Below are 25,941 nucleotides of genomic sequence, written 5' to 3'. Positions count from 1 at the left end.
GGCGACGGGCTTCGCGCTTCTGAACGATCAGCGCCGTCCTGCCTGCGACTGCAGGCAGTGGTGGCGGCTACTTCACCTCGACCCGGATCGAACGCGAGTCGGTGGCGCGATCTTCCCAGTGGCGGGAGTAGATGAGATCGATCGTGCCGCTGCCGTGATCGGTGGCCTTGAAGGTGTAGGTGACAGTGCTGGGGCAGCCCATGCGGCCCGTGGCGCAGGCCGTGCCCGGTGCATGCTCGACGTCGAGCAGCGACAGCGGCGCGGGCAGGCTGCGCAAGGCCCAGGCGCTGCCGGTCGAGCCGTTCTCGGTGAGGGTGATGGCGAACAGTTGCCCGCGCTGCAGCGCGAATGGCTTCATCGAGGGCGTCAGGCAGGTCTTCGGCGACACCTGATCGGCATTGCCGGTGACCAGGGCGATGGCGCCGCGCGGACAGTCGGCCTGGCCGGCTGCAGCAACGGGCGCGGGGGAAGTCTCGGCGGCGATGGCGGGCAGGCTCAGGCCGCCGCCGGCGGACAGCAACAACAGCAGGAAGGAACGCTTCATACGAAGTCCTCGATCGTGCGTGGACAGGACGTCAGGCCGCCAGGGCGGGATGCCGTTGCCGGCAGCCGGGCGCGGCCGCCGATCGCTGCCAAGCGTGGCCTGCGCCTGCTAGCGGCGCGCTGAATGCCATATGCAGGGCGCGGGTCGGCGCCCTGGCCGCCGCGCGAGTGCAGCGCGCGGCGATCGTGGTTGCTGGCGGCACTCGGCCGCGCCGATGCCGGCCGCCGCGTTCCGCATGCCGACCGGGACGGCGCAGCCGCCCTCGCCTGCCTCGCTCAGGGAATCCAGGCCAGCAATTGATCCAGCCGCGCGTGCGGGTCGTCTTCCTGCAGCAGCGACAGGCGCTGGCGTTCGTCCAGCGGCAGCAGTTCGGCCATGCGCCAGCCGACCCAGGCGGCCTGATCGAGCTGGCGCGGACCGGCCAGCGGATACACCGCGGCAGCCTGGTCGAGGATGCTGTCGAGTACCGTCGCCAACAGCGCGTGCTGCGGACGCAGTTCGTCGTCGCCATCGGCCTCGCGCCATTCCACGTCGCCGACCACCAGGCCGTTGTCGCGAACCCGGCTGCGCAGCACGTGGAAGCGCCGCGCGCCACGCAGGCTCAGCACCAGCACGCCATCGGCGCCGACATCGAAATCGACGATGCGCGCCTCGGTGCCGAACGCCGCCGGCACCGCCGGGGCGCCGGTCTCGCTGCCGTCCAGGATCAGGCACACGCCGAAGCCGCTATCGGTGCGCCCGCACTCGCGGACCAGGTCCAGATAGCGGCGCTCGAACACCCGCAGCTTGATCGAGGCGCCGGGCAGCAGCACCGCGTGCAGCGGGAACAGCGGCAGCGTGGTCCGCTGCGGGCTCACGCGCCGGCTCCGCCGTGCCCGGCCGCGCTCATTGCAGCGCGGCCAGGAAGCGGCGCGGCGCGCCGTCGAAGCCGCCGTTGGACATGAACACCACGTGGTCGCCGGCGCGCGCCTGCGCCTGCAGCGCGGCCAGCAAGCCGTCCACGTCGGCCGCCGCGCAGGCCTCGCCGCGCACCGCGGCGATCACCTTGCCCGCATCCCAGGCCAACTCCGGCCGCTGCAGGAACACCACCGCGTCGGCGGCGTCCAGCGCCGGCGCCAGCGCGTCGGCATGCGCGCCCAGCCGCATCGAATTGCTGCGCGGCTCCATCGCCACCACGATGCGCGCGGCGCCGACCTTGGCGCGCAGGCCTTCCAGGGTGGTGCGGATGGCGGTGGGATGATGGGCGAAGTCGTCGTACACGGTGATGCCCTGCGCCTGGCCGAGCACTTCCAGGCGCCGCTTGACGCTGCGGAAGCGCGCCAGCGCCGGCATCACCTGCGCCGGCGCCACGCCCACCGCATGGGCGGCGGCCAGCGCGGCCAGCGCGTTCATCACGTTGTGGCGGCCGAGCAGCGGCCAATCCACCTCGCCCAGTTCGCGGCCTTGGTGCAGCACCGCGAAGCGGCTGCCATCGGCGGCGATCAAGCGAGCGCTCCACTCGAACGCCGGATCGAAGCCGAAGCGCTCCACCGCGGTCCAGCAGCCCATCGCCAGCACCTCGCGCAGGTGCGCGTCCTCGCCATTGACGATCAGCCGCCCGCGGCGCGGCACGGTCCGCACCAGATGGTGGAATTGGCGCTGGATCGCGGCGACGTCGGGAAAGATGTCGGCGTGGTCGTATTCGAGATTGTTGAGGATCGCCACCAGCGGCCGGTAGTGCACGAACTTGCTGCGCTTGTCGAAGAACGCGGTGTCGTACTCGTCGGCCTCCACGACGAACAGCGGCCGGTCCGCCAGGGCCGGCCCCTGATGCCCTTCTCCCCCCGGGAGAAGGTGGCGCGCAGCGCCGGATGAGGGTTCGGTAGTTGCACGCCCCAGCCGCGCGGACACGCCGAAGTCCTCGGCCACGCCGCCGATCAGAAAGCCCGGCTCGCGCCCGGCCGCCTGCAGCAGCCAGGTCAGGATGCTGGTGGTGGTGGTCTTGCCGTGGGTGCCGGCCACCGCCAGGGTGTCGCGCCCCGGCAGCACCTGCTCGCTCAGCCATTGCGCGCCGGAGGTGTAGGCGCGCCCGGCGTCGAGCACCGCCTCCACCGCGGCGTTGCCGCGCGACAGCGCGTTGCCGACGATCACCTGGTCGCAGTCCGCGGCGATGTGCTCGGGCAGGTAGCCCTGCTTCAGCGCGATGCCCAGGTGTTCCAACTGCGTGGACATCGGCGGGTAGATCGCCTGGTCGCTGCCCTCGACCGCATGGCCGAGTTCGCGCGCCAGCGCGGCGACACCGCCCATGAACGTACCGGCGATGCCGAGAATATGGATCTTGCTCATGGTCCGATTGTCGCCGATCCCCCGACGCACGCAAACCGGCGCAGGCGCGGCGGTTGGCCGCGGCAGACGGGCCGCGGGGCCGATCCGGGGCAATCGTGGCGCGACGCCGTCAAGTAGGGAATCCCCCACATCCGCTGAGGAAAGTCCCCGATAGGCAAGTCGGGAGCCGACGCCGAGAATGAACGGGCCAGCCTCGACACCCTGTGGTTCTACTCCCCAAGAGACCATCCCCAAGGGAGCTCATGTCGTGGGGCCCTGAGCAAGCCCGTTCGCTGGCACCCTACTTTTACCAAGCCCGGCCTGATGGCAAGCGGCATGCGCGCCCACGGCCGATCACTCGCTGCGCCGCGGCGGGAGACAACCTTACCTTCGTAGGAGCGGCTTCAGCCGCGATGCGCATTCCCGGTAAAGCCCGTCGCGGCTGAAGCCGCTCCTACGGGCGTTGCGCGTCGTGACCGGGAGACGCGCAATCGTCGGGATCCCGCGCCATCTGCACGTCCGGCGCCCGCTGCGGGCGCCGGCGTGCCGGGCCGCCTCAGCGGCCGATCGCCGCCAGGATGCGGGCGAGCACCTCGTCCAGCGAGCCGACGCCATCCACTCGCGCCAGCGTGCCGCGCTTGTCGTAGAAGCCGATCACCGGCGCGGTCGAATCGGTATAGACCTGCAGGCGCTTGCGCACCGACTCGGGGTTGTCGTCCTCGCGGCCTTCGGCCTTGGCGCGGCCGGCGATGCGCTCGACCAGCAGTTCGTTGGCCACGTCCAGCTGCACCACCGCGTCCAGCGGCTGGCCGAGCTTGGCCAGCAGTTCGTCCAGCGCGCCGGCCTGAGCCAGGTTGCGCGGGTAGCCATCGAGGATGAAACCGTTGCGCACGTCGTCGCGGCCGAGGCGCGATTCGAGCATGCCCAACAGGATGTCGTCGGAGACCAGGTCGCCGCGCGCCATCACTTCCTTGGCCTGCACGCCCAGCGGAGTGCCGGCGGCGACTTCGGCGCGCAGCAGATCGCCGGTGGAGATGTGCGGAATCTGCAGCTTGTCCTTCAGGCGGGCCGCCTGCGTGCCCTTGCCCGATCCGGGCGGTCCCAACAGCACCAATCGCATCAACCTGACTCCTCGAGGAAAGTACCGTGCGCGGCCGGCGGCGTTAGACTCGGGGGCCACGCCTGCGCTGCACCGCAAGATCCCCAGCTTACCGCATCCAGGCAATGTCCCGGCAATGTCCCCACCCCAGGAGCGAACCCCGACCATGGCCCAAGGCACCCTGCTGTACGCCCAGTCCGGCGGCGTCACCGCCGTCATCAACGCCAGCGCCGCCGCCGTCATCGGCGAAGCGCGGGCGCGCAAGGTCAAGGTGCTGGCCGCGCGCAACGGCATCCTCGGCGCGCTGCGCGAGGACCTGATCGACACCTCCAAGGAGTCGGCGGCGGCCATCGCCGCGCTGGCCCACACCCCCGGCGGCGCGTTCGGCTCGTGCCGCTACAAGCTCAAGTCGCTGGAGGCCGACCGCGCGAAGTACGAGCGCCTGCTGCAGGTGCTGCAGGCGCACGACGTGCGCTACTTCCTCTACAACGGCGGCAACGATTCGGCCGACACCGCGTGGAAGGTGTCGCAGCTGGCGCAGGCGTTCGGCTACCCGCTGCACTGCATCGGCGTGCCCAAGACCATCGACAACGACCTGGCGGTCACCGACACCTGCCCGGGCTTCGGCTCGGCGGCCAAGTACACCGCGGTGTCGGTGCGCGAGGCGGCGCTGGACGTGGCGGCGATGGCCGAGACCTCGACCAAGGTATTTGTCTACGAAGCCATGGGCCGCCATGCCGGCTGGCTGGCCGCCGCCGCCGGACTGGCCGCGCAATCGCCGGACGACGCGCCGCAGATCATCCTGTTTCCCGAACGCGCCTACGACGAGGCCGCGTTCCTGGCGCAGGTGCGCAAGGTGGTGGACAGGGTCGGCTGGTGCGTGGTGGTGGCCAGCGAGGGCATCCAGACCGCCGACGGGCGCTTCGTCGCCGATGCCGGCGGCGGCACCGATGCGTTCGGGCACAGCCAGCTCGGCGGCGTCGCGTCTTACCTGGCCGGCAAGGTCAAGGCCGAACTCGGCTACAAGGTGCATTGGACCCTGCCCGACTACCTGCAGCGTTCGGCCCGCCACCTCGCCTCCCGTACCGACTGGGAGCAGGCGCAGGCCGTCGGCAAGGCCGCGGTGCAGTTCGCGCTGAAGGGCATGAACGCGGTGATGCCGGCGATCGCGCGCGGCAGCGATGCGCCGTACCGCTGGAAGATCGAGGCGGCGCCACTGCACAAGGTCGCCAACCACGAGAAGAAGATGCCCGCTGGGTTCCTGCGCAAGGACGGCTTCGGCATCACCGAGAAGGCGCGCCGTTACCTGCAGCCGCTGATCCGCGGCGAGGCGCCGCTGCCCTACGGCACGGACGGCCTGCCCAAGTACGTGGCGCTGAAGAACGTGGCGGTGAAGAAGAAGCTGCCGGCCTGGGAGGGCTGACAGCGCGGCGCAGATCGTCATGGCGTCATCGGCGCATGCCGTCGCGCGCGGCATGACGCCATGCGCGCCGGCGTCCGCAGGCGCTGCGCGTCACGCTCGAGGGACGCGACAAGAGGGTGCACAGCGCCGGCGCCTCCGGCGCCGATGCCGGAGTGTCCGGAGCTTCCGAGAAGACGGGACAACCAGGATGCGCGACACGCACGAAGATACGACCAGCGCGTCCAAGCGTATGCACTTCGATTGGCACAGCGACACCATCACGCGCGCGACGCCGGTGGATGGACGCTACCGCAACACGCAGAACGTGCGTCGTTTTCTCGTTGCGGCATGCGGCGACCGCTTCGTCTTCGATCGCGCGTTCATGGCCTGGATCCGCAATGGCGTCGCCAAGACCATGGTCGATGTCGCCGACGAATGGCGGCGGCAGCATACCGGCGCAGCTGCGCCTGATGTGACGTCGCCTGTCGCGCACGCCGCAGGCGATGGGTCGGCGACGGCCAAGTAGCGCGAGACAGCCGCGCGCACGTCCCTGGCTACCGGTTTACGCAGGCGCCGATGGCGCCCATGTGCCATGTGCCATGTGCGTGCGTGACACGGCAGGTCCGCCACCGTCATGCAAACCTGCGGCCCGTGCCGCGCGGCAGGCGACACGGGCGAGGCTGTCATCCAAGCCGCACGCTCAGCGGCAGGCCTTGCCCTCCATGGTCATCTGCGCGGTGAACTGCGGCACCTGTGGGACCTTGCCGGCGGCCGCCTGCTGCTTGGCCTCTTCGAGATAGATGCGCGACTGGCCCTGACCATCGCGCTCGGTATTCAGCGCGACCGGCTTGCGCCACACCCGCACCACCGCCTGCTGCGAGGGACAGGCGGCGCTGGGCACGCGGATCAGGTCGTTGAACTTCCAGCCGGTGGCCTCGCTGGGCTTGGCCTGGTCGAACTCGACCAGCTTCGCGCGCGGCTGGCAGGTGGGGCTGCTGCGCACCGCGGAGAACCGGTAGGGCTGCGCCGCATCGCCGGTGTATTCGCCCTCGAAGCGCACGCAGGCCTCGGGGATCTGGCGAATGGTGTGCACCACGCCCACCGCCTGCGGCGCGCTGGCCGGGCGCTGCAGTTCCGGCATGGGATCGGCGGCCACGGCGGCCAGCGGCGCCAGCGCGCACAGGCCGAGTGCCAGGATCGAAGCGCGTGCGCGCAGCCTTGGGGAAAGCGTCGTGTGCATCGGAAGGCTCCTCGGAAGCGATGCGCCACGCTGCCATGCGCAGACTGAACCGGACGCCAAAACTGCGATGCCCTGCCGGGTCGCTGGCGGCATCACCAAGCCAGGCGCATACTCGTCCACGTCCAGGCCAGATGACATTGCGATACGCACCAGCGGCGCGCGTTGTGGCCGCGGAGTCGTTGCATGCTTCAGCTCCTACGGTGTGATCCCGCGGTACGTCCAACGCTTGGGCGCCATCCACATCCTTGGGAGGGGTCATGCTGGAACGATATGCGGTCACCGTGGCACTGGCGTGCGCGGCTCTGGCGGTGCTCTACGGCATCGTCTCCACGCGCTGGATCCTGGCGCAACCCGCCGGCAACGAACGCATGCGGCAGATCGCCGATGCGATCCAGGAAGGCGCCCGCGCCTACCTCAACCGACAGTACCTGACCATCGCCATCGCCGGCGCGGTGCTGCTGGTGCTGGTCGGCGTGTTCCTGAGTTGGTACACCGCCGGGGGCTTCGCGATCGGCGCGGTGCTGTCCGGGGTCGCCGGCTACATCGGCATGAACCTGTCGGTGCGGGCCAACGTGCGCACCGCCGAGGCGGCGCGGCGCGGGCTGGCGCCGGCGATGGCGGTGGCGTTCCGCGGCGGCGCGATCACCGGCATGCTGGTGGTGGGCCTGGGCCTGATCGGCGTGGCCGGCTACTACGGCCTGCTACAGTGGCTGGGCCACAGCGTCGGCGACAGCCTGCATGCGCTGGTCGGCCTGGCCTTCGGCAGTTCGCTGATCTCGATCTTCGCGCGCCTGGGCGGCGGCATCTTCACCAAGGGCGCCGACGTCGGCGCGGACCTGGTCGGCAAGGTCGAGGCAGGCATTCCCGAGGACGACCCGCGCAACCCGGCGGTGATCGCCGACAACGTCGGCGACAACGTCGGCGACTGCGCCGGCATGGCCGCCGACCTGTTCGAGACCTATGCGGTCACGGTGATCGCGACGATGCTGCTGGGCGGGCTGATGGCCGCCGAGGCCGGGCGCAACGCGGTGCTGTATCCGCTGGTGCTGGGCGGGGTGTCGATCGTCGCCTCCATCGTCGGCACCTTCTTCGTGCGCGTGCGCCCCGGCGGCTCGATCATGGGCGCGCTGTACAAGGGCGTGGTGGTCTCGGCGGTGCTGGCAGCGCTGGCGTTCTGGCCGGTGACCCAGCAACTGATGGGCGACACCGCCGCCGGTGCCGGCAAGCTCTACGGCTGCGCGCTGATCGGCCTGGCGCTGACCGGGCTGATCGTGTGGATCACCGAGTACTACACCGGCACCCAGTACAAGCCGGTGCAGCATGTGGCGCAGGCCTCGACCACCGGCCACGGCACCAACATCATCGCCGGGCTTGGCATCTCGATGAAATCCACTGCGCTGCCGGTGATCGCGGTGTGCGCGGCGATCTGGGGCGCGTTCGCGCTGTCGGGCCTGTACGGCATCGCCATCGCCGCCACCGCGATGCTGTCGATGGCCGGCATGATCGTGGCGCTGGACGCCTACGGCCCGATCACCGACAACGCCGGCGGCATCGCCGAGATGGCGGAACTGCCGCCGGAGGTGCGCGCGGTCACCGACCCGCTGGATGCGGTCGGCAACACGACCAAGGCGGTGACCAAGGGCTATGCGATCGGCTCGGCGGCCCTGGCAGCGCTGGTGCTGTTCGCCGACTACACCCACAACCTGCGCGCCGCGCACCCGACCGAGACCTTCGCCTTCGACCTCTCCGACCACACGGTGATCATCGGCCTGCTGATCGGCGGCCTGATCCCCTACCTGTTCGGCGCGATGGCGATGGAAGCGGTGGGCCGTGCCGCCGGTGCGGTGGTGGAGGAAGTGCGGCGGCAGTTCCGCGAGATCGCCGGCATCATGCAGGGCACCGCCAAGCCGCAGTACGACCGCGCGGTGGACATGCTGACCCGCTCGGCGATCCGCGAAATGATCGTGCCCTCGCTGCTGCCGGTGGCGGTGCCGATCGTGGTCGGCCTGCTGCTGGGCCCACGCGCGCTCGGCGGCCTGCTGATCGGCACCATCGTCACCGGCCTGTTCGTGGCGATCTCGATGACCACCGGCGGCGGTGCCTGGGACAACGCCAAGAAGTACATCGAGGACGGCCATTTCGGCGGCAAGGGCAGCGAGGCGCACAAGGCCGCGGTGACCGGCGACACCGTCGGCGACCCGTACAAGGACACCGCCGGGCCGGCGATCAATCCGCTGATCAAGATCATCAACATCGTGGCGCTGCTGCTGGTGCCGTTGCTGTAGCTGCAGAGACAGCGGGCGCCGGCGACATGCCGACGCCCGCTGCGCATGCGCGTCGTGGCTACAGGCAGTCGATCAGGCCGTCGTTGATGCTGCGCTCGCTGTGCGGCAGCGGCGCGAACAGCGGTCGCTCGCCCGACAGCGCCGCGTACAGCGCGTGCACTCGGGTCTGCGGCTGCAGCGGCGTGCGGCAGTGCCACAGCCGCGCATCGACCACCACCTGGCCGGTGTCCGGGTCGACGCTGGCCTCGCTGGCAGCGAAGCTCCACAGGCACTCGCCGATCACCCCGTCGCGCTGGCGCACCGAGCAGCGATAGCGCAGCGGCCGGTAGTCGCTGTAGTCGCCTTCGCAGAAGGTGTCGCCGCACAGCTGGTCGAAGTCGTATGCCAGCCGTCGCTCCAGGTCGGCGAACGCCTCCCAGCCTTCGCCGGGCGCCGGATAGTCCATCGCATCCACATACCTCGGCGCGGCCTGCTGCGCCTGCGCAGCGCCGCAGGCCAGGAGCAGCACCGCCAGCAGCGGCCACATCGATCGCCGGATTCCGTTCATCGTCTTGCTCCTTGATGGGGGACAGTGGCCACAGGGTCGCCGCCCCCGAGGACCCGCACCATCGGAATGCGCCCCATGCGGGCCGGTATGGAGTCCGAAACCGCTGTAGGAATCCTCCGAACCGCTGTGCGCTGCATTGCAACAGCCAACCGACTAGAATGCCTGCCTCTTTAGAAGCCACTCCACTGGAGCTAGCGCATGGGTCTGGAACTGGTCACCTCCGGCAAGAACCTGCCGGAAGAAATCAACGTCGTCATCGAAATCCCCAAGGATTCCGAGCCGGTCAAGTACGAAGTGGACAAGGCCAGCGGCGCGATCTTCGTCGACCGCATCCTCTCCACCCCGATGCGCTACCCCTGCAACTACGGCTACGTGCCCAATACCCTGTGCGGCGACGGCGACCCGGCCGACGTGCTGGTGGTGCTGCCGCTGCCGCTGGTGCCCGGCTGCGTGGTGCGCTGCCGCCCGGTCGGCGTGCTGAAGATGAGCGACGAGGCCGGCAGCGACGAGAAGATCCTGGCGGTGCCGGTGGCCAAGGTGTTCCAGGGCTACGCGCACATCGAGGACATCACCCAGGTGTCCGGCCACTGGATGGAGCGCATCGGCCACTTCTTCGAGCACTACAAGGATCTGGAGAAGGGCAAGTGGGTCAAGCTCGACGGCTGGGGCAATGCCGAAGAGGCCAAGCGCATCCTGCGCGAGTCCGTGACCCGTTACGAAGCCGGCGCCTGAGCCGCGCGGCCGAGGCGGGGCGCCTGCCCCGCCACGGCTGATCCGTTTCACGTCTTGCCGTTGCCGGGGCGCCGCGCTCCGGGGTTTGCGGTACATTGCGTCATGGCATCAGCGAGCCCGGTCCGTCCGCGATCCGGCTCTTCTTGGGGGACAGTCTCTTGCGCATCCTGTTCGTCGGCGACGAAGCCAGCCTTCCGTCCGAAGTCACTGAATACATTCGCGATCTGGGCGACGACTGGCAGGTCCAGAGCGTCGCCGACGGCAATGCCGCGATCGCCGCGGCAGCCACGGTGCGCCTGGATGCGGTGATCGCCGCGCCGACGCTGCCGGACCTGACCACTGCCACCCTGCTCGGCCAGATCCGCACACTGAGTCCGGAAACCATCCGCATCGCGCTGATCGAGGCCGAACAGAGCAATCGCGCGCCGCCGGCGCGGATCATCGGCGTGGCGCACCGGTTCCTGCCGCTGCCGCTGTCGCCGGAGATGCTGCTGGAGGCGGTCACCAGTCTGGAAGAACTGCAGGAACTGCTGGGTAACCCGCGCCTGCGCTCCAGCATCGGCCGCATCGAGAAGCTGCCCTCGCCCCCGCATCTGTACCTGAGCCTGATGCACGCGCTGGAGCAGGACGAAGGCAGCAACGCCGCCGACCTGGCCAAGCTGGTCTCGGCCGACCCGGCGATCGCGGCCAAGGTGCTGCAGCTGTGCAACTCGGCGTTCTTCTCCAACGGCCGCACCATTTCCGACCTGCGCACCGCCGTGACCCGGCTGGGCACCGCCACCCTGCGCGACCTGGTCCTGGCCAGCGAAGTGTTCTCGGTGCAGGCGCTGTCCAACGCCGAGCGCAACGCGCTGCAGCAGCGCTCGCTGCTGGCGTCCAAGCTGGCCGCGAAGATGCTGCCGGCGTCCAGCGTCGAACTGGGCTCGACCGCGGCGCTGCTGGCCGACATCGGCCTGTTGCTGCCGGGCGTGCGCGACGAGCGCGAGCCGCCCGTCGATGCCGACGACGCCCGCCCGGGCCACGCCGAGGCCGGTGCCTACCTGCTCGGCCTGTGGGGCCTGCCGATGCCGATCATCGAGGCGGTGGCCTTCCATCGCCAGCCGCAGCGCTCCAGCACCCGCAGCTTCTGGGTCACCGGCGCGGTACACGTGGCGATGGCCCTGGCCAGCGGCTCGGAGGTGGACGAGGAGTACCTGTCCAAGACCGGCATGCTGAGCAAGCTGCCGACCTGGCGCGAACACGCCGAAAACCTGATGGGGCTGACCTCGGCCTGAGCCCGACCGTGGCGCGCGCGGCTTGCTGCCGCGTGCGCCGAATGGCGCTTGCACTTCGCTGGCGTCTTAGCTGCCGTTGGCACACCTCTTTCGGCGCCTCTCGCGCCGACATCGCGGCCAGCCAGTCGCTCGATCCACACGACGGTCCGCGCGCGCCCCTGCAGCGATGCGACGACTGCGCCATCCCGCATCGCGGCGAGAGCCGTTCCCTGCGAGCGCATAGTGGCCACAAGAGTAACCGCGTCAGGGCATTCCCCACGACGACGCGAAGCGCGCTGTCGTAGGAGCGGCTTCAGCCGCGACAGACATCCCGGCGCAGCCGGTCGCGGCTGAAGCCGCTCCTACGGCAAGGCAATTGCATTCGGCCACAGCGCGTTCCTGGACTGGCCCTGACGCTCGATCGCCGGCGCACGGCGCCAGTCACCTTGCGTCGCATCGCCACCGGTCGCCGGAGCAATAGCGACGGATGCAAGGAAGCGCCGGCCATGTCCCACGCCCCAGCTCGCCAACCGCCTGCCCGCCGCCCGGCACGCCACGTCACACGCGCCGCGCAGGCACAAAAAAGACGGGCCTTGCGGCCCGTCTTCGTGTTACGCGAACAGCTCGATCAGAAGCGCTGGGTGTACTTCATGTACACGTAGCGCCCGATGTCAAAGCCGCCGTAGTAGGCGAAGCTGCTGTCCGGGGCCGAGTACATCAGCGGACCGCGGTGGTCGAACACGTTGTTCGCACCGATGGCGATCGTCGCATCCCACGGCGCCTTCCAGTTGACCTGCAGGTCGTGGAAGGTGTTGGCACCGGTGTGACGCAGCGGATCGGATTCGCCGTTGGCGAAGTGGTCCGGCGCATCGCAGTAGTCCGTGGCCAGCGAGATGCAGCTTTCCTTCATGCCGGAGTAGTAGCGCAGGGTGTAGTTCACACCGAAGTCGCCCATCGTCCAGTTCACGCCCAGGTTGGAGCGCACGCGGAAGATGCCCGGCTCGCCCACGCGGCCGATGGTGATGTTGTCGCCCGCGGCGTTCTGGCCGGCTTCGTCGTACTTGCTGACGTAGCTGGTCTGCCAGTCGATCATGATCTTGCCGAACGCCATTTCCGGCAGACGGTAGCGGATGCCCAGATCGTAGCCTTCGGTCTCCATCTGGCCGAGGTTGGCCACGCCGTAGGTCATCGCCGAGATGTGGCCGTCGGCGGCGCGGGTCACGCCGGCGCAGCGCTCGGCATTGCCCAGCACGTAGCAGTCGCGCAGGATGCGGTCCACGCTATCGGCGATGATCATGTCCTTGATCTCGTAGCGGTACCAATCCAGCGAGATGTCCAGGCCCTGCACCCAGCGCGGGCTCCACACCAGACCGGCGGTCTTGCTGGTGGAGGTTTCCGGCTTCAGGTTCGGGTTGGAGCCGCTGATGAACTCGTCCGGGGTCTGGCACGGATAGGTGGTGCACGGCACGTAGCCCTGGCCCAGCTGGGTGTAGCCGACCGGCACGCCGGCCGCGGAACACGCCGCGTTGCCGTTGACGCTGTTCGGCGCGCCCACGCCGCACGGATCGACGTACGACTCGAAGCTGCTGCTCAGGCCGCCGTACAGATCGCTGATCGTCGGCGCGCGGAAGCCCTCGGCGTAGGTGCCGCGGACCAGCAGCTCGTCGATTGGCTTCCAGGTGAAGCCGAACTTGGAGTTCACCGTGTCGCCGAAGTTGCTGTAGTCCGAGTAGCGGCTGGCCAGGTTCAGGGTCAGCTGCTTGGCGAACGCCATGTCGGCCAGGATCGGCACGTTCAACTCGAGGTAGAACTCGTCCAGATCGTAGTTGCCGGAGGTGGTCTTGGCGCCCAGGCCGGTGCTCTCACCCGACTGCGCGAAGGCGTCCGGCGAGAAGCGGCCTTCTTCCTTGCGGTGCTCGTAGCCGACCGCAACGCCGAGGTCGCCCGCCGGCAGCGTCGCCAGGGTGCCGCTCAGGTTGGCGGTGTAGCTGGTGGTCTTGGTCAGGCCGGTGTCGGTGAAGTACGGGAACAGGAAGGCCTGGGTGTCCGGATCGGCCAGCGAGCCCGGGCCGGCCACGCCGTACGGCAGCAGCGGGTTCCACGGACGGCAGGCGCTCAGCGACACCGGCGCGGCGGCGGTGCCGCACTGGGCGACGCCGTTGGCGTTGATGAAGGACGAACCCAGCGCCTGGCGCGCGGCGATCAGGCTCATGTCGCCGTGACCGGTCTTGGTGCTCTCGTTGCGGTTCCACAGCGCACCGACGTCCCAGTCCCAGGTCTTGTCGGCGAACTCGAAGGAGCCGCTGATGGTCGGCGCGAAGCGCGTGGTCTTCAGCTTGCTCTCGGTGGTGCGCGGCACTTCCCACAGGCGGCGGCGGAAGTCGATGTCCTGGCCGATCGGGTTGAACGCACTGTCGGCGGCCAGCGGGGTGCCGAACGCGGCGGACTGGTACGGATAGCCGGCGATCTGCTGATCGGTGGTGCGCTCGTTGTAGAGCACGTCGGCGTTGAAGACGATGGAGTCGGTCAGGTCGTAGTTGGCGTTGGCGAACACCGACTTACGCTCGACGCCGGTCTGCACCATCATCTGCTGGTTGGAGTTGGCGCGCTCGGCGGCCGTCAGCGGATGGTAGTCGGCCGGGTTGTTCGGGTTGCCGCCCTGGTTCAGGGTCTGCCACACCGCCACGTCCGGATCCGAGCAATCCACGGTCAGCGGGTTGCACCAGCTGCCGTTCTGGCTGATCGGGCTCCAGCTGCTCGGGGTGGAGTTCGGGCCACGGCTGCCGTCGCGGCTGAACCAACGGTTCTTGGCGAACACCGGATCCTGCTTGGAGTACTCGGCGGTCAGCGCCACGCCACCGCGCTCGCCCTGGGTGCCGATGGTGAAGGAGTACTGCGAGGTCTTGCCGTCGCCTTCGCCGAACTGGCCGAACTCGGCGGAAACCTCGGCGCCGTCGAAGCGCTTGCGGGTGATGATGTTGACCACGCCGGCGATGGCGTCGGAACCGTAGATCGACGAGGCGCCGTCCTTCAGCACTTCGATGCGCTCGATGGCCGCCATCGGCACCTGGCTCAGGTCCTGCAGGCCGGAGGTGGTGGCGCCCAGGCGCTTGCCGTTCAGCAGCACCAGGGTGCGCTCGGCACCGAGGTTGCGCAGGTCGACGTAGTAGCCGCCGACGTTTTCGCCGGACGCCAGCGCGTCGGCGCGCGAGATGGCCGGGGAGCCGGCCGAGGTCAGGTTCTGCAGCACGTCGGCGACCGAGGTGTAGCCCTGGCGCTCCAGCGCCTGGCGGTCCAGGGTCAGGATCGGCTGCTGGGTTTCGACGTCGGCGCTGCGGATGCGCGAACCGGTGATTTCGATCCGGTCCAGCGTGGTGGTGGACGAGGCGGCGGCTTCTTGCGCGCCGGCAATCGCCGGCGTCAACGCGATCGCGATGCTGGCGGGCAGCAAGCCCAGCCGCACTGCGGGAGTGCGAAGGTTCATCAATCTCTCCAGGGTAACGTTAGGGGCGTGTTAAGACGCCCTCGGCACGTTACGTTCCGGTGAGCGCGGCTGCTTTGCCGCTGCCGCTCGCAGACTTTGCCGATTCTGGCGGCACGGGATTGCCGTGGCGATATTGCGAGGCCGAGACCCCGAAACGCGCACGGAACGCCCGCGCGAAGCTGCAGCAGTTGTCGAATCCGCTGGCGGCGGCCACCTCGCCGATCATCATCGTGGTGTCGCGCAGCAGGTCCGCCGCACGCTCCAGGCGCAGGCGCGCCGACAGCGCCTGCGGGCTTTCCTCGTACAGGGTCTGGAACGTCTTGGACAGGTACCAGCCGGAGAAGTTGGTCAGTTCCGCCAGCTCGCTGATCCGCACCACGCGGTCGCGATGGCCGTCCAGGTACAGCCGCGCGCGCTGCATGCGCCCGAACACCTGGCGCTTGCGCATCCGCGAGCGTCCCGGGCAGCGCTGCACGCGGCGCGACAACTCGCCCTGCATGGAAGCCAGGTGCAGCAGCACCGGCCGCATCGCCAAGGCATCGCCGGGCCGCGCCGCCGCCTGCCGCCACAGCCGCAAAGCGGTGCGCGTCTCGCGCAGCGACAATTCGCCGCGCCCTGCATACAAGGTCTCGTCGGCCATCCGCCCAAGGGCCTTGAGCGCCTCGCCGTCCAGGCTCAGGCCGATGCTCAGGCCGTCGCGGTCGGTCTGCAGCAGCGGCCGCGAGTCGCGCTCGAAGGCCAGCCACTGACCACGGCGCAGGGCGAAGCGCCCCTCCTTGGCCTCGATCCAGGCGCTGCCGCGCAGTTGCAGCCAGACCGTGAAGGCATTCGCCGACGCCTGCACGCTGGCCAGGCGCGCCGCGCCCAGGCAGGCCGGCCCGGCCGGCGCGTCGTCGGCGTCCAGCACCAGTTGTTGTCCATGATCGACCAGGAAAGATTGCCGCATCCGAGCACCCGTTTGACGTAAACCGGCGCGCAGTCTTTGCCGAATGTGGCGGCAGGTCAGGACGTCTTGGCGATAGTTGTCCGAAATCGCCACGATGCCCTTACGAACAACTTACGAAACCTATTTTTCCTTTCGGATCAGCCAGTTGTGCGAGATCGTCGAGAACCACTCGGGCTGCTCGCGCATGCGGATGAAGCCGATCTCGCTGCCATCCTCGACCGCCAGGGCCACATAGGCGTCGCCGCTGCGCGGGTCGATGCTGAAACCGTTGATCGCACTGAAGTGATCGCGGTCCAGACACACGCTGGCATCGCGGCCACCATCGATGCGCGCCATGCGGCTGGCGCATTCGCTGGTCTGGAACAGGTAATGCACGGCCCCGTCGGCGCCCACCGCCCAGCTGCGGTAGCGCCACAGCGAGGGCAGGCCGTCGTCCACGGCCCGCACGCTGGCCAGGTCCAGGCTGGCATCGGCGCGCCACAGGCCGCTGCGCGCGAGCCGGGTGAACAGGATCTGCCCGTTGGCCGGATCGATGCGGATCTGCGACACGTCCGGCAGGGTGGCCAGGGGCCGCCAGGGCACCGCACGCCGGTCGTACAGCTGCAGGCGGGTGCGGCCGTTCTCGCCCAGCAGCACCAGCAATTGCCCGGGCTCGGCGGTGTACAACGCCTGCAGCGGCTCGCCGGCCGGCACCGGCAGGGCCGCCACGCTGCCGGACTGCGGCCGGACCTCGTAGATCGCCGAGTGCCCCTGCGCGTCGCGGCCGCTGACCAGCAGCGCCTGGCTGTCGGCCGACCACGCCAACGGCTGCCGGGTCTCTGGCCGCACGCCCTCGATCAGCCGCAACGAGGCCGGCTGGGTCACGTCGCCCCACCACAGCGCGTAGCTGCCGTCGCGATCGGAGGTGAAGGCGAGTTGGCGCCCGTCGGGCGCGATGCTCGGCTGCCCGTCGCGGCCGGTGGAGGCGAACAGCCGCTGGCGTTCGCGCGGCACGTCCGTCGCCCGCGCCGGGATGCGGTACACGGCGAATTGCGGACGCCGGTGCACGAACGCCAGGCTGCCGCCATCGCGGGCCAATCGCGGCGCCTGCGCATCGCTCAGGCCCAGGTCGCGCAGGCGCTGGGTCTGGGTGTCCAGCCGATAAAGCCGGGTCTCGCCATCGACCCGGCGCCCGAACACGATGCCCTCCCCGTCGCGCGCCCAGTCCCAGCCGCGGATCTCGGCGAACTCATGGGTCAGCGGCTCGGCGATACCGCCGGCGGCCGGCACCCGCCACAGCCCGCCCATCTGCGGATTGCGCACGAAGGCGATCCATTTGCCGTCCGGCGAGTAGCGCGGCGCGTAATCGAAATCGCCGGCGCCCACCGGGTAGTCCAGCGCCGTCCAGCGCCCGCTGCCCAGGTCCAGCACGCGGATGCCGCGCGCGGCCTGGCGGCCGCCCAGGCTGCCGAAGATCAGGCCGCGGCCGTCCGGCGTCCAGTCGAAGCTGAGCAATTCGCTGTCGTCGCAGCGCGCGACCTCGCGGGCGGGCGCACGGCCGTCGGCCTGGACCAGCATGACCCGGCACTGCCGGTCCGCACCCAACCGGGCGAAGGCGATCTGCGTGCCATCGGGCGACCAGGTGGGCAGGCGGTCGGACGCGCCGCGGGCCGGCACCCCGAGCGAGCGCGGGGGGGTGCTGCCGGTGGCGCCGCTGGTCGGCTGGATGAGCAACTGCGTGCCGTCGCTGCCGTTGCTGCGTGCGGCATACGCCACTTGCGCACCATCCGGTGACAGCGCCGGCTCCAGCTTGAATCCGGACAGGGCCGTGATCAGCCGATATGGCCGGCTGGGGCTGCCCAGCACGCGCTCCTGCTCGGCGCTGTCGGCAGGCTCGGCCGCGGGGCGCGCAAACCACCACCAGAAGGCCAGGGCCAGGACCAGCATCGACGCCGCGCCCGCGGCGGCGGCCAGCCATGACGGCGGACGCCGCCGCGCCGCAGGGGCGATGGCGATGTCCGGGGCGACGGGGGCCGCCGTGTCCTCGGCGTGGTCCGTGTCCGGCGACGCAGCCGAAACCGCGCCGGCCTCGGCCTCGACATCGGGCAAGGCCTGCACCGGCGCCACCAGGCGGTAGCCGCTCTTGGCCAGGGTCTCGATGTACACCGGCGACTCGCCACGCACGCCGGCGGCGAAGGCCTTGCGCAGCTGGGTGATGGCCTGGGTCACCACGTCGTTGGTCGGCTGCGTGTCCGGCCAGACCTGCGCCAACAGCGCTTCGCGTTCCACCACCTGTCCCGGTTGCGCCAGCAGCACCCGCAACACGCCCATCGCCTTCGGCGTGAGCCGCTGCGGCCGGCGCGCGCGCGGTGCGTGCACTTCGCGCAACGACAGCAGCACCAGGCAATCGCCGACCTGCATCCGTTGCGGAAGCGTCGGTATGGCGGACGATGGAAACGACATGTTGGACAACAAGGAAAACGCCGTGACGGAAATGCCGCAGATGCGGCGGCAACGCGGCCACGCGTGGCCCCGCGGCGGGAGCCAACGAGCAAACTCGGCAAAACGAGGCAGCGGATGTCGCCAAGCGCGACATGTCACCGGATTCTACTCTAGTCATCGCCGCCGCCAACCGCGACGACGCATTCAGGCTCTCTCTCCGCCGACGAAATTCACATAATCGCTCCATGACTGCGCGCCCCTGGGCGCGCTTTTTTTACGCCACGTTCACGCTTTCATGTGGCGTGTGACGCTGAGCCCAATCAGCCGCGATACCACCAGGGCGATGTACATCACCCCTGCGAACTGTTCGAGCATCACCAGCGCCCGCGCGAACGGCTGCACCGGCACCACGTCGCTCAGGCCCACGCCGGAAAGCACGCTGAAGCTCAAGTACAGCAGTTCCATCCAGGTGCGTGGCGAGGACGCGTCCACGGCCGCGGTGAAGCTGCCCGGCCACCATTGCTGGCACACCGCGAAGACGAACGCGAAGGCCCAGGCCAGCAGCGTGAAGGTGGCACCGGCGGCATACAGTTCGTCGCGGGTGACCACATGGTCCTGCAGCATGTAGGCGATCAGGCTGCCGGCGGTATAGAAGTACAGCAGGCTTTCCAGCAGCTGCGCCCAGGCGGTCATCGCCGGATTGCCGAGCAGGGCCGCGGCGATCGACAGCGCCACCGACGGCAGCGCCAGGCAACAGGCGATCCACAGTGCCGTGGGTCCGCGGTTGACCACCCAGAGCGCCAGCGACAGCACCACGATGCCGAACGCACCGAACAGCGCGCGCCCGGCGGCCGTGTCCTCCATCCAGGGATACAGCAGCACGCCCAGCAACTGCACGCCGAGCAGCAGCGCGGACGGATGGCGACGCAGCGCGAACGCATAGCGCAGCATGGGACATTCCCTGTGGCGACCAGCGCGCATGATAGACGGGCGTGTGCATGGCGCCGTCGTCACGACCGAAGATGCCGGCCGCACCTGCCGTGCGAGCGCACGGCAGGCGTGGCGTTGGACCGACGCGTGTGCGCACGCGCCGACGCCACAAATCACTCGGCGCGGTACACCTGCGCGCCGGCCGCCAGGAACTGCGCCGATTTTTCCGCCATGCCGGCGTGCAGCGCGGCCTCCGCGTCGACCCCGTGTTCGGCGGCGTAGTCGCGCACGTCCTGGGTGATCTTCATCGAGCAGAAGTGCGGCCCGCACATCGAACAGAAGTGCGCCAGCTTGTGCGCGTCCTTGGGCAGGGTCTCGTCATGGAACTCGCGCGCCTTCTCCGGATCCAGGCCGAGATGGAACTGATCGTCCCAGCGGAACTCGAAGCGCGCCTTGGACAGGGCGTTGTCGCGCACCTGCGCACCCGGGTGGCCCTTGGCCAGGTCCGCGGCGTGCGCGGCGATCTTGTAGGCCATGATGCCGTCGCGCACGTCGGCGCGGTTGGGCAGGCCCAGATGCTCCTTCGGCGTGACGTAGCACAGCATCGCGGTGCCGAACCAGCCGATCATCGCCGCGCCGATCGCCGAGGTGATGTGGTCGTAGCCCGGGGCGATGTCGGTGGTCAGCGGCCCGAGCGTGTAGAACGGCGCCTCGCCGCACTCGCGCAGTTGCTTGTCCATGTTCTGCTTGATCAACTGCATCGGCACGTGGCCGGGGCCTTCGATCATGGTCTGCACGTCGTGCTTCCAGGCGACCTTGGTCAACTCGCCCAGCGTCTCCAGTTCGCCGAACTGGGCGGCGTCGTTGGCGTCGGCGATGCAGCCCGGGCGCAACCCGTCGCCCAGCGAGAAGGCCACGTCGTAGGCCTTCATGATCTCGCAGATTTCCTCGAAGTGGGTGTAGAGGAAGTTCTCGCGATGATGCGCCAGGCACCACTTGGCCAGGATCGAGCCGCCGCGCGAGACGATGCCGGTGACGCGTTTTGCGGTCAGCGGCACGTAGCGCAGCAGCACGCCGGCATGGATGGTGAAGTAGTCCACGCCTTGTTCGGCCTGCTCGATCAGGGTGTCGCGGAAGATCTCCCAGGTCAGTTCCTCGGCGCGGCCGTCCACTTTCTCCAGCGCCTGGTAGATCGGCACGGTGCCGATCGGCACCGGCGAATTGCGCACGATCCACTCGCGGGTCTCGTGGATGTGCTTGCCGGTGGACAGGTCCATCACCGTGTCCCCGCCCCAGCGGATCGCCCACACCAGTTTCTCCACTTCCTCGGCGATGCCGGAACTGACCGCGCTGTTGCCGATGTTGGCGTTGATCTTGGTCAGGAAGTTGCGGCCGATGATCATCGGCTCGCTTTCCGGATGGTTGATGTTGCACGGCAGGATGGCGCGGCCGCGGGCGATCTCGTCGCGCACGAACTCGGGCGTGATCTGCTGCGGGATCGCGGCGCCGAACGCCTCGCCGGGATGCTGCACGCGCAGTTGCGCATCGTGCAGGTCCTGCAGGCGCTGGTTCTCGCGGATCGCCACGAATTCCATTTCCGGGGTGACGATGCCGCGCCGCGCGTAATGCATCTGGGTGACGTTGGCGCCATCGCGGGCGCGCCGCGGCAGGCGCCGTGCGGGGAAGCGCACCGCCTGCAGGCGTGCATCGTCCTCGCGCGCCCGGCCGAACTGCGAACTGAGCCCGGCCAGCGCCACGCTGTCGCCGCGCTCGGCGATCCAGGCCGCGCGCAGCGGCGCCAGGCCGGCACCGAGATCGATCCGCGCCTGCGGGTCGGTGTAGGGCCCGGAGGTGTCGTAGACGGTGATGGGGGCGTTCTCCTCGCCGCCGAACACGGTGGGCGTGCGGGTCAGCGCGATCTCGCGCATCGGCACCTGCAGGTCGGCGCGCGAGCCCTGCACGAAGATCTTGCGCGAACCGGGGATCGGGCGGGTCACCGCCGCGGACAAGGTGTCGGTCTGCTGCTGCAGCGGGTTGGGTACGGCGTTCATCGGCGTTCGTCCTGGTTGGGTGACCCGCGGGGGAACGCGGGACGGGTGCGAGCGGACTCGCATCTCGGACGAAGCGGCGGCGCGGGCCCGCCACGGACGCGCACGCGCCACCAGCGGACTTGCGAAGCTTCCCTACGCCGGTATCAGCCGGATCAGGTTCGAAGGGACTGTCTCAACCGCGGCCTGCGCCGCGGTACCCCCGCTTCTGCGGCTATTAGACCCGTTTCCGCCGCCGGCCGCCAACCGGCGCGGGCTGAACGCCAGCACAGCCGCCGCGCCCATGTGTCAGCGCCGCGACACAGATTGCCGCCGGCGACAAACCGCGACCACGCGGCCGGCCTAGGCTGAACGCACAAGAATCCACGCTCTCTCTCTCATTGCCGCCGGCACCCCGGCGGCATTTTTTTGCCGGCGCGCGGGCGACGGCTCATTCCAGCATGTAGGCCACGCGCAGGCCGCCCCAGTGGCGTCCGCGCACATGCACCGGCACCGACAGGTCGAACAGGATCTGCCCGGTATCGCGCCGGTACACCTGCAGCAGATAGGGCGCGGTGTGGCGGCCGACGTTGCGGCCGACCCGGTCGGCGAAGATGCGCTTGGTGCGATTGCCGACCAGATCGCGCGCGCGGTCGCCGCTGAGCGGCTGGCTGAAGCGCAGATTGTGGGTCGGCACATAGCCGTCGACGTTGGCGCAGATCGCGAACACGATCCATGGATGCGCGGCCAGCAACGGCTCCTGCAGCGGCGGCAACAGTTCGTCGCACAACGCGTCGAACGCGGTGCGGTACTTGGGCGGGTCGATGCCGGGGATCGGCACGTACTCGGTGGAGAACAGCGCATCCTCGCCGATCCGTCCGCGCGCCAGTGCGGCCTCCAGGGCCAGGCCGATGCTGACCGCGGCCGCCTGCGCCAGATCGCGCACGCGCGCATGCCGTGGCTGCCGCATCGGATCGGCGGGCAGCCGGAACAGGTTCACGCAGTCGTGCAGGGTCTCGCTGCCGGCGGCCAGATCGGCGCTGCGCTGGAGCACCTGCGCGGCGTGCTGCAGATTGCTGCGGCTGAGCCCGACCACGTGCTCCACGGCGCGGCCGATGCCGCCGATCTCCCCGCTCTGCGTGGCGATGCGGCCGGCCACCGCCTCCATCGCCGTACTGGCGCGGCCGAGCAACTCGCCGATGCCGCCCAGCACCTGTTCGGTGCGCTGCGCCGAGGCGGCGCTATCCTGCAGCGCCGCACCGGTCTCGCCGATGATGCTGCGCACGTCGCGCGCCGCGGTGGCGGCGCGGTCGGCCAGTTGCCGGATCTCGGTGGCGACCACCGCGAACCCGCGCCCGGCCGGGCCGGCATGCACCGCTTCGATGCTGGCGTTGATCGAGAGGATATTGGTCTGGAACGCGACCGCATCGATCACCTCGATGACCTGGTTGGCGCGCGCCGAACGCCGCGCCAGCTCCTGCATCGCCTGGCCGAGGCTGTGCGCCGCTTCCACGCCCTGGCGGGCGCTGTCGTCGGCGCTGACCGCCACCGCGATCACCGCGCGCAGGTCGCGGTCCATCTCCTGCAGGCTCTGCAGCAACTGCCGGGTGGTGCCCAGCACGGTCTGCAGCGCATCCAGCTGGGTCTGGGACTGCCGCGCCAGTTCGTCGTTCTCGGCGACCACGTGCGGCACGTCGGCGGCGATCTGCAGCGACAACGCCACCGCCTGGCGGATCGCCTCGGCCAGGTTGCCGAAGCCGGCCGACAGGCGCCGCCCCGGCATCGCCTCGGTCTCCTGCGCCGACAGCGGCGTCTGCAGCCCCAGATCCAGATCGCAGCCGGTCAGCCGCTCGCCGACCCGATCCAGCAGCGCCTGCGCCACCGCCCCTTCCTGGATCCGCTGCGCCAGCGCCTGCAGCGCCGGGCTGGTCGCCCCCTGCGGCTGGCCCTCGCCGAGCAGCGCGACGTCGCGCAACAGTGCCGCGGTTTCCGGATGCGGCAGCGACAGCAGCCAGCCCTGGCCGCCACGATCGCGGTCGCGCTGGTAGCGCACGCGACGCGCGGGATCGCCCCCCGGCGCCTGCCAACTGCCTTCGCTGTCGACCAGGGCGGACAGCGGCAAGCCCCAGACCGCCTCGCTGGCGGCGCCAAGCAGCGTTTCGGCCGGGACGCCCAGCAGGTCCAGGGCGGCACGGTTGGCGGCACTCACGCGACCGTCGGGCTCCAGCCGCAACAGCGCGATCGGGGCATCCGGCAAACCGGCAACGGGCGCGGCGTCGGCATCGGGACTGCGTGAGAACAAGGCCATCGGCGTCTTCCTCGGTGCTGCGGCCATGGTATCGGGTCGCCCACCTGCCGTTGCAGCCGCCGCACGCGCAAACGGGATCGCCATCATGGGTCGGCGGCCAGGACGCCCGCCGCGGCATCACGCCGAGGTGGTCGCGCGGCGCACGATCGCCGCCTGGCGCGCGCGAACCGGACGTAGCGGCCGGATCGCGTTGTGTATGACGCCCTCGCTTTTGCGGGCCCCGAGCCCCGGGCCCAGTTGCGGCGTTTCCTCAATACCCGGCGGCCTGTCCGTCCTTGCGGCTCTCCGAGGCGCCGTAGTACACGCCGCTGTCCGGATCGCGCGCGATCGCCTGGTAGCCGCCATACGGGCCGTCGGCGAAGATCACCCGGTGACCCTTGCGCATCAGCGCGCGGATCGTGTCGTAGGAAAAGCCGGTCTCCAGGTTCAGCTCGCCGCCGTCGCGCATCGCGGTGGCCTGCCCGGTCGGCTCGGTGGAGCCATCGTGCTGGATCCGCGGCGCGTCGCCGGCCTCCTGCAGGTTCATGTGGAAATCGATCAGGTTCATCAGGATCTGCACGTGGCCCTGCGGCTGCATCGCCCCGCCCATCACGCCGAAGCTCAGCCACGGCTTGCCGTCCTTGGTCACGAACGCGGGGATGATGGTCTGGAACGGACGCTTGCCCGGCGCGTAGCCGTTGGGATGATCCTTCTGCAGCACGAACATCTCGCCGCGGTCCTGCAGGATGAAGCCCAGCCTCGGCGGCGCCATGCCGCTGCCCATGCCGCGGTAGTTGGACTGGATCAGCGACACCATCATGCCGTCGGCATCGGCCACGGTCAGGTAGATGGTGTCGCCCTCTTCCAGCTGCTTCGGCGTGCCCGGCTGCACCTGCTTCAGCGCGCGGTCCATCGAGATCAGCGCGCGCCGCTGCGCGGCGTAGTCCTTGGAGATCAGCCGCGCCAGCGGCGCCGGCTGGAACGCCGGGTCGGCATAGAACCGCGCGCGGTCGGCGAAGGCCAGCTTCTTGGCCTCGGTGAACAGGTGCACGTGTTCGGCCGAGCCGAACGGGATCCTGGAGAAGTCGTAGCCCTCCAGGATGTTGAGCATCTGCAGCGCGGCGATGCCCTGGCTGTTGGGCGGCAGTTCCCACACGTCGTAGCCGCGGTAGTTGGTGGACACCGGCTCGACCCATTCGCCGTGGTGGCTGGCCAGGTCCTCGTAGCGCAGGAAGCCGCCATTGGCCTTGAAGTAGGCATCGATGGTGCGCGCGATCGGCCCCTTGTAGAACGCGTCGCGGCCGCCGTCGGCGATCTGCTGCAGGGTGTTGGCCAGGTTCGGGTTCTTCCACAGCTCGCCCTTGCGCGGGGCGCGGCCGTCGATGGTGAACTGCTCCTTGAAGCCGGGGTACTGCGACAGCCGCGGCACCGAAAGGCCCCAGTAGTAGGCGATGGTCTCGGCCACCGGATGGCCGTCGCGGGCGTAGCGGATCGCAGGCGCCAGGTTCTGCGCCATCGTCCTGCGCCCGAAACGCTCATGCAGCGCGAACCAGCCGTCGACCGCGCCGGGCACCGACACCGGCAGCGGGCCGGTGGCCGGGATCTCCTTCAGCCCGCGGCGCTGGAACTCGGCCAGGGTCAGTGCCTTGGGCGAGCGGCCGGAGCCGTTGTAGCCGTACAGCTTCTGCGTCTTCGGATCCCAGACGATGGCGAACAGGTCGCCGCCGACGCCATTGCCGGTCGGCTCCATCAGCCCCAGCGCGGCGTTGGCGGCGATCGCCGCGTCCACCGCCGAACCGCCATCGCGCATCGTGTCCAGCGCGACCTGCGTGGCCAGCGGCTGCGAGGTGGCGGCCATCGCGTGCGGAGCGATCACTTCCGAGCGGGTGGCGAACGGCTGGCCGGTGATGCGGTCGGCGGCCTGCGCCGGCAGCGACGTGGCCAGCGCCAAGGCCAGCGCCAGGCGCGCCAGGGAAGGAAGCGAGACGGACATGCGCGGCTCTCCGGAAACAGGGACGCCCACCGTACCCGAGTGCGGCGGGCGGCGCCGCGCACGCGCGCACATCGCGCCATCGGCAATCGCCGGATTTCCGCGCAATTGGCGCCATTCGCCGCCCGCGCCGCCTCCGTTTCATGCGTAACCATGCAGTGCTGGCGCGGCTTTCGGCACATTCGTGCAGAAGGGCCCGCGACACAGTTGACAGTCGCGCAAAGCCCATGTTTATCTCGCTGCATGTTGCAACGCCACACCCGCCCGAAGCCGACCCACCAGCCCGCCGCATTGCGCGCGGACGCTGCCGCGCCGCTCCTCGTACTCGTGCTTATTACCTCGCCCACAAGTGCGGGACGAACCGGCGTGTAAGCGACAAGCAGCCAGGATTCGATCAGACCCCGCACCGGCAACGGCGCGGGGTTTTTCGTTTCAGTGACCACGAATGCA

General features: G+C 69.7%; 18 protein-coding genes and 1 riboswitch. Of the genes, 5 read left to right on the top strand and 13 right to left on the bottom strand.

What is annotated here, in order from left to right:
• Nucleotides 1-67: 67 nt before the first annotated feature.
• The 4 genes from RAB71_RS05635 to RAB71_RS05620 all read right to left on the bottom strand — a co-directional run bounded on the left by RAB71_RS05635 (nt 68) and on the right by RAB71_RS05620 (nt 3,968).
• The gene (locus tag RAB71_RS05635; RefSeq protein ID WP_010343367.1) at nt 68-544 is read right to left on the bottom strand and encodes a protease inhibitor I42 family protein; all 477 of its coding nucleotides are present in this window, start codon (nt 542-544) and stop codon (nt 68-70) included.
• Between the two features lie 275 nt (nt 545-819).
• Entirely contained in the window at nt 820-1,401 is a 582-nt protein-coding gene (locus tag RAB71_RS05630; protein WP_010343368.1) for an LON peptidase substrate-binding domain-containing protein, read from the bottom strand.
• A 28-nt stretch (nt 1,402-1,429) separates the two neighbouring features.
• On the bottom strand, nt 1,430-2,869 hold the full coding sequence (gene mpl / locus RAB71_RS05625; protein WP_010343369.1) for a UDP-N-acetylmuramate:L-alanyl-gamma-D-glutamyl-meso-diaminopimelate ligase: 1,440 nt from the start codon (nt 2,867-2,869) through the stop codon (nt 1,430-1,432).
• A gap of 535 nt (nt 2,870-3,404) precedes the next feature.
• Nucleotides 3,405-3,968, bottom strand: coding sequence for an adenylate kinase (locus RAB71_RS05620; RefSeq protein WP_010343370.1), 564 nt, complete (start codon nt 3,966-3,968; stop codon nt 3,405-3,407).
• A 145-nt stretch (nt 3,969-4,113) separates the two neighbouring features.
• Here RAB71_RS05620 and RAB71_RS05615 point away from each other — a divergent pair, with 145 nt between their 5' ends.
• Together RAB71_RS05615 and RAB71_RS05610 are read left to right on the top strand one after the other, a co-directional pair.
• Nucleotides 4,114-5,370: a 6-phosphofructokinase gene (locus RAB71_RS05615; protein ID WP_010343371.1), complete on the top strand. Its 1,257-nt coding sequence runs from the start codon at nt 4,114-4,116 to the stop codon at nt 5,368-5,370.
• A 187-nt stretch (nt 5,371-5,557) separates the two neighbouring features.
• Nucleotides 5,558-5,875 carry a DUF6434 domain-containing protein gene (locus tag RAB71_RS05610; protein ID WP_010343372.1) on the top strand — a complete coding sequence of 106 codons (318 nt, stop codon included), beginning with the start codon at nt 5,558-5,560 and terminating at the stop codon, nt 5,873-5,875.
• A gap of 174 nt (nt 5,876-6,049) precedes the next feature.
• Here the strand turns inward: RAB71_RS05610 and RAB71_RS05605 are convergent, their stop codons facing one another.
• Nucleotides 6,050-6,490: a hypothetical protein gene (locus RAB71_RS05605; RefSeq protein WP_175300605.1), complete on the bottom strand. Its 441-nt coding sequence runs from the start codon at nt 6,488-6,490 to the stop codon at nt 6,050-6,052.
• 356 nt (nt 6,491-6,846) lie between these two features.
• Here RAB71_RS05605 and RAB71_RS05600 point away from each other — a divergent pair, with 356 nt between their 5' ends.
• Nucleotides 6,847-8,874 carry a sodium-translocating pyrophosphatase gene (locus tag RAB71_RS05600; RefSeq protein ID WP_010343374.1) on the top strand — a complete coding sequence of 676 codons (2,028 nt, stop codon included), beginning with the start codon at nt 6,847-6,849 and terminating at the stop codon, nt 8,872-8,874.
• Nucleotides 8,875-8,932: 58 nt separating this feature from the next.
• On the opposite strand, the gene RAB71_RS05595 is transcribed toward RAB71_RS05600, so the two are convergent.
• The gene (locus RAB71_RS05595; protein WP_029562143.1) at nt 8,933-9,421 is read right to left on the bottom strand and encodes a hypothetical protein; all 489 of its coding nucleotides are present in this window, start codon (nt 9,419-9,421) and stop codon (nt 8,933-8,935) included.
• Between the two features lie 198 nt (nt 9,422-9,619).
• Here RAB71_RS05595 and ppa point away from each other — a divergent pair, with 198 nt between their 5' ends.
• Together ppa and RAB71_RS05585 are read left to right on the top strand one after the other, a co-directional pair.
• The gene (gene ppa, locus RAB71_RS05590; RefSeq protein ID WP_010343376.1) at nt 9,620-10,153 is read left to right on the top strand and encodes an inorganic diphosphatase; all 534 of its coding nucleotides are present in this window, start codon (nt 9,620-9,622) and stop codon (nt 10,151-10,153) included.
• Between the two features lie 158 nt (nt 10,154-10,311).
• Nucleotides 10,312-11,427 carry an HDOD domain-containing protein gene (locus tag RAB71_RS05585; protein ID WP_010343377.1) on the top strand — a complete coding sequence of 372 codons (1,116 nt, stop codon included), beginning with the start codon at nt 10,312-10,314 and terminating at the stop codon, nt 11,425-11,427.
• 607 nt (nt 11,428-12,034) lie between these two features.
• Here the strand turns inward: RAB71_RS05585 and RAB71_RS05580 are convergent.
• The 7 genes from RAB71_RS05580 to ggt all read right to left on the bottom strand — a co-directional run bounded on the left by RAB71_RS05580 (nt 12,035) and on the right by ggt (nt 25,494).
• The gene (locus RAB71_RS05580) at nt 12,035-14,890 is read right to left on the bottom strand and encodes a TonB-dependent receptor (RefSeq protein WP_010343378.1); all 2,856 of its coding nucleotides are present in this window, start codon (nt 14,888-14,890) and stop codon (nt 12,035-12,037) included.
• A 49-nt stretch (nt 14,891-14,939) separates the two neighbouring features.
• On the bottom strand, nt 14,940-15,836 hold the full coding sequence (locus tag RAB71_RS05575; RefSeq protein WP_010343379.1) for a helix-turn-helix transcriptional regulator: 897 nt from the start codon (nt 15,834-15,836) through the stop codon (nt 14,940-14,942).
• A 120-nt stretch (nt 15,837-15,956) separates the two neighbouring features.
• Nucleotides 15,957-18,278, bottom strand: coding sequence for a winged helix-turn-helix domain-containing protein (locus tag RAB71_RS05570; protein ID WP_052470985.1), 2,322 nt, complete (start codon nt 18,276-18,278; stop codon nt 15,957-15,959).
• A gap of 264 nt (nt 18,279-18,542) precedes the next feature.
• Entirely contained in the window at nt 18,543-19,208 is a 666-nt protein-coding gene (locus tag RAB71_RS05565; RefSeq protein WP_010343382.1) for an ion channel, read from the bottom strand.
• A gap of 152 nt (nt 19,209-19,360) precedes the next feature.
• Complete coding sequence (gene thiC, locus RAB71_RS05560; protein ID WP_010343383.1) at nt 19,361-21,238, bottom strand: phosphomethylpyrimidine synthase ThiC; 1,878 nt, start codon at nt 21,236-21,238, stop codon at nt 19,361-19,363.
• 111 nt (nt 21,239-21,349) lie between these two features.
• A riboswitch (TPP riboswitch) is annotated at nt 21,350-21,449 on the bottom strand.
• Nucleotides 21,450-21,665: 216 nt separating this feature from the next.
• Nucleotides 21,666-23,522: a methyl-accepting chemotaxis protein gene (locus tag RAB71_RS05555; RefSeq protein WP_010343384.1), complete on the bottom strand. Its 1,857-nt coding sequence runs from the start codon at nt 23,520-23,522 to the stop codon at nt 21,666-21,668.
• 250 nt (nt 23,523-23,772) lie between these two features.
• Nucleotides 23,773-25,494, bottom strand: coding sequence for a gamma-glutamyltransferase (gene ggt, locus RAB71_RS05550; protein ID WP_010343385.1), 1,722 nt, complete (start codon nt 25,492-25,494; stop codon nt 23,773-23,775).
• Nucleotides 25,495-25,941 lie beyond the last annotated feature (447 nt).

The organism is Xanthomonas sacchari, from assembly GCF_040529065.1.
GTDB classification, from domain to species: Bacteria; Pseudomonadota; Gammaproteobacteria; order Xanthomonadales; family Xanthomonadaceae; genus Xanthomonas_A; species Xanthomonas_A sacchari.
The sequence above is the reverse complement of the archived record's forward strand: the minus strand, read 5'-3'. Positions and strand labels throughout refer to the sequence as shown.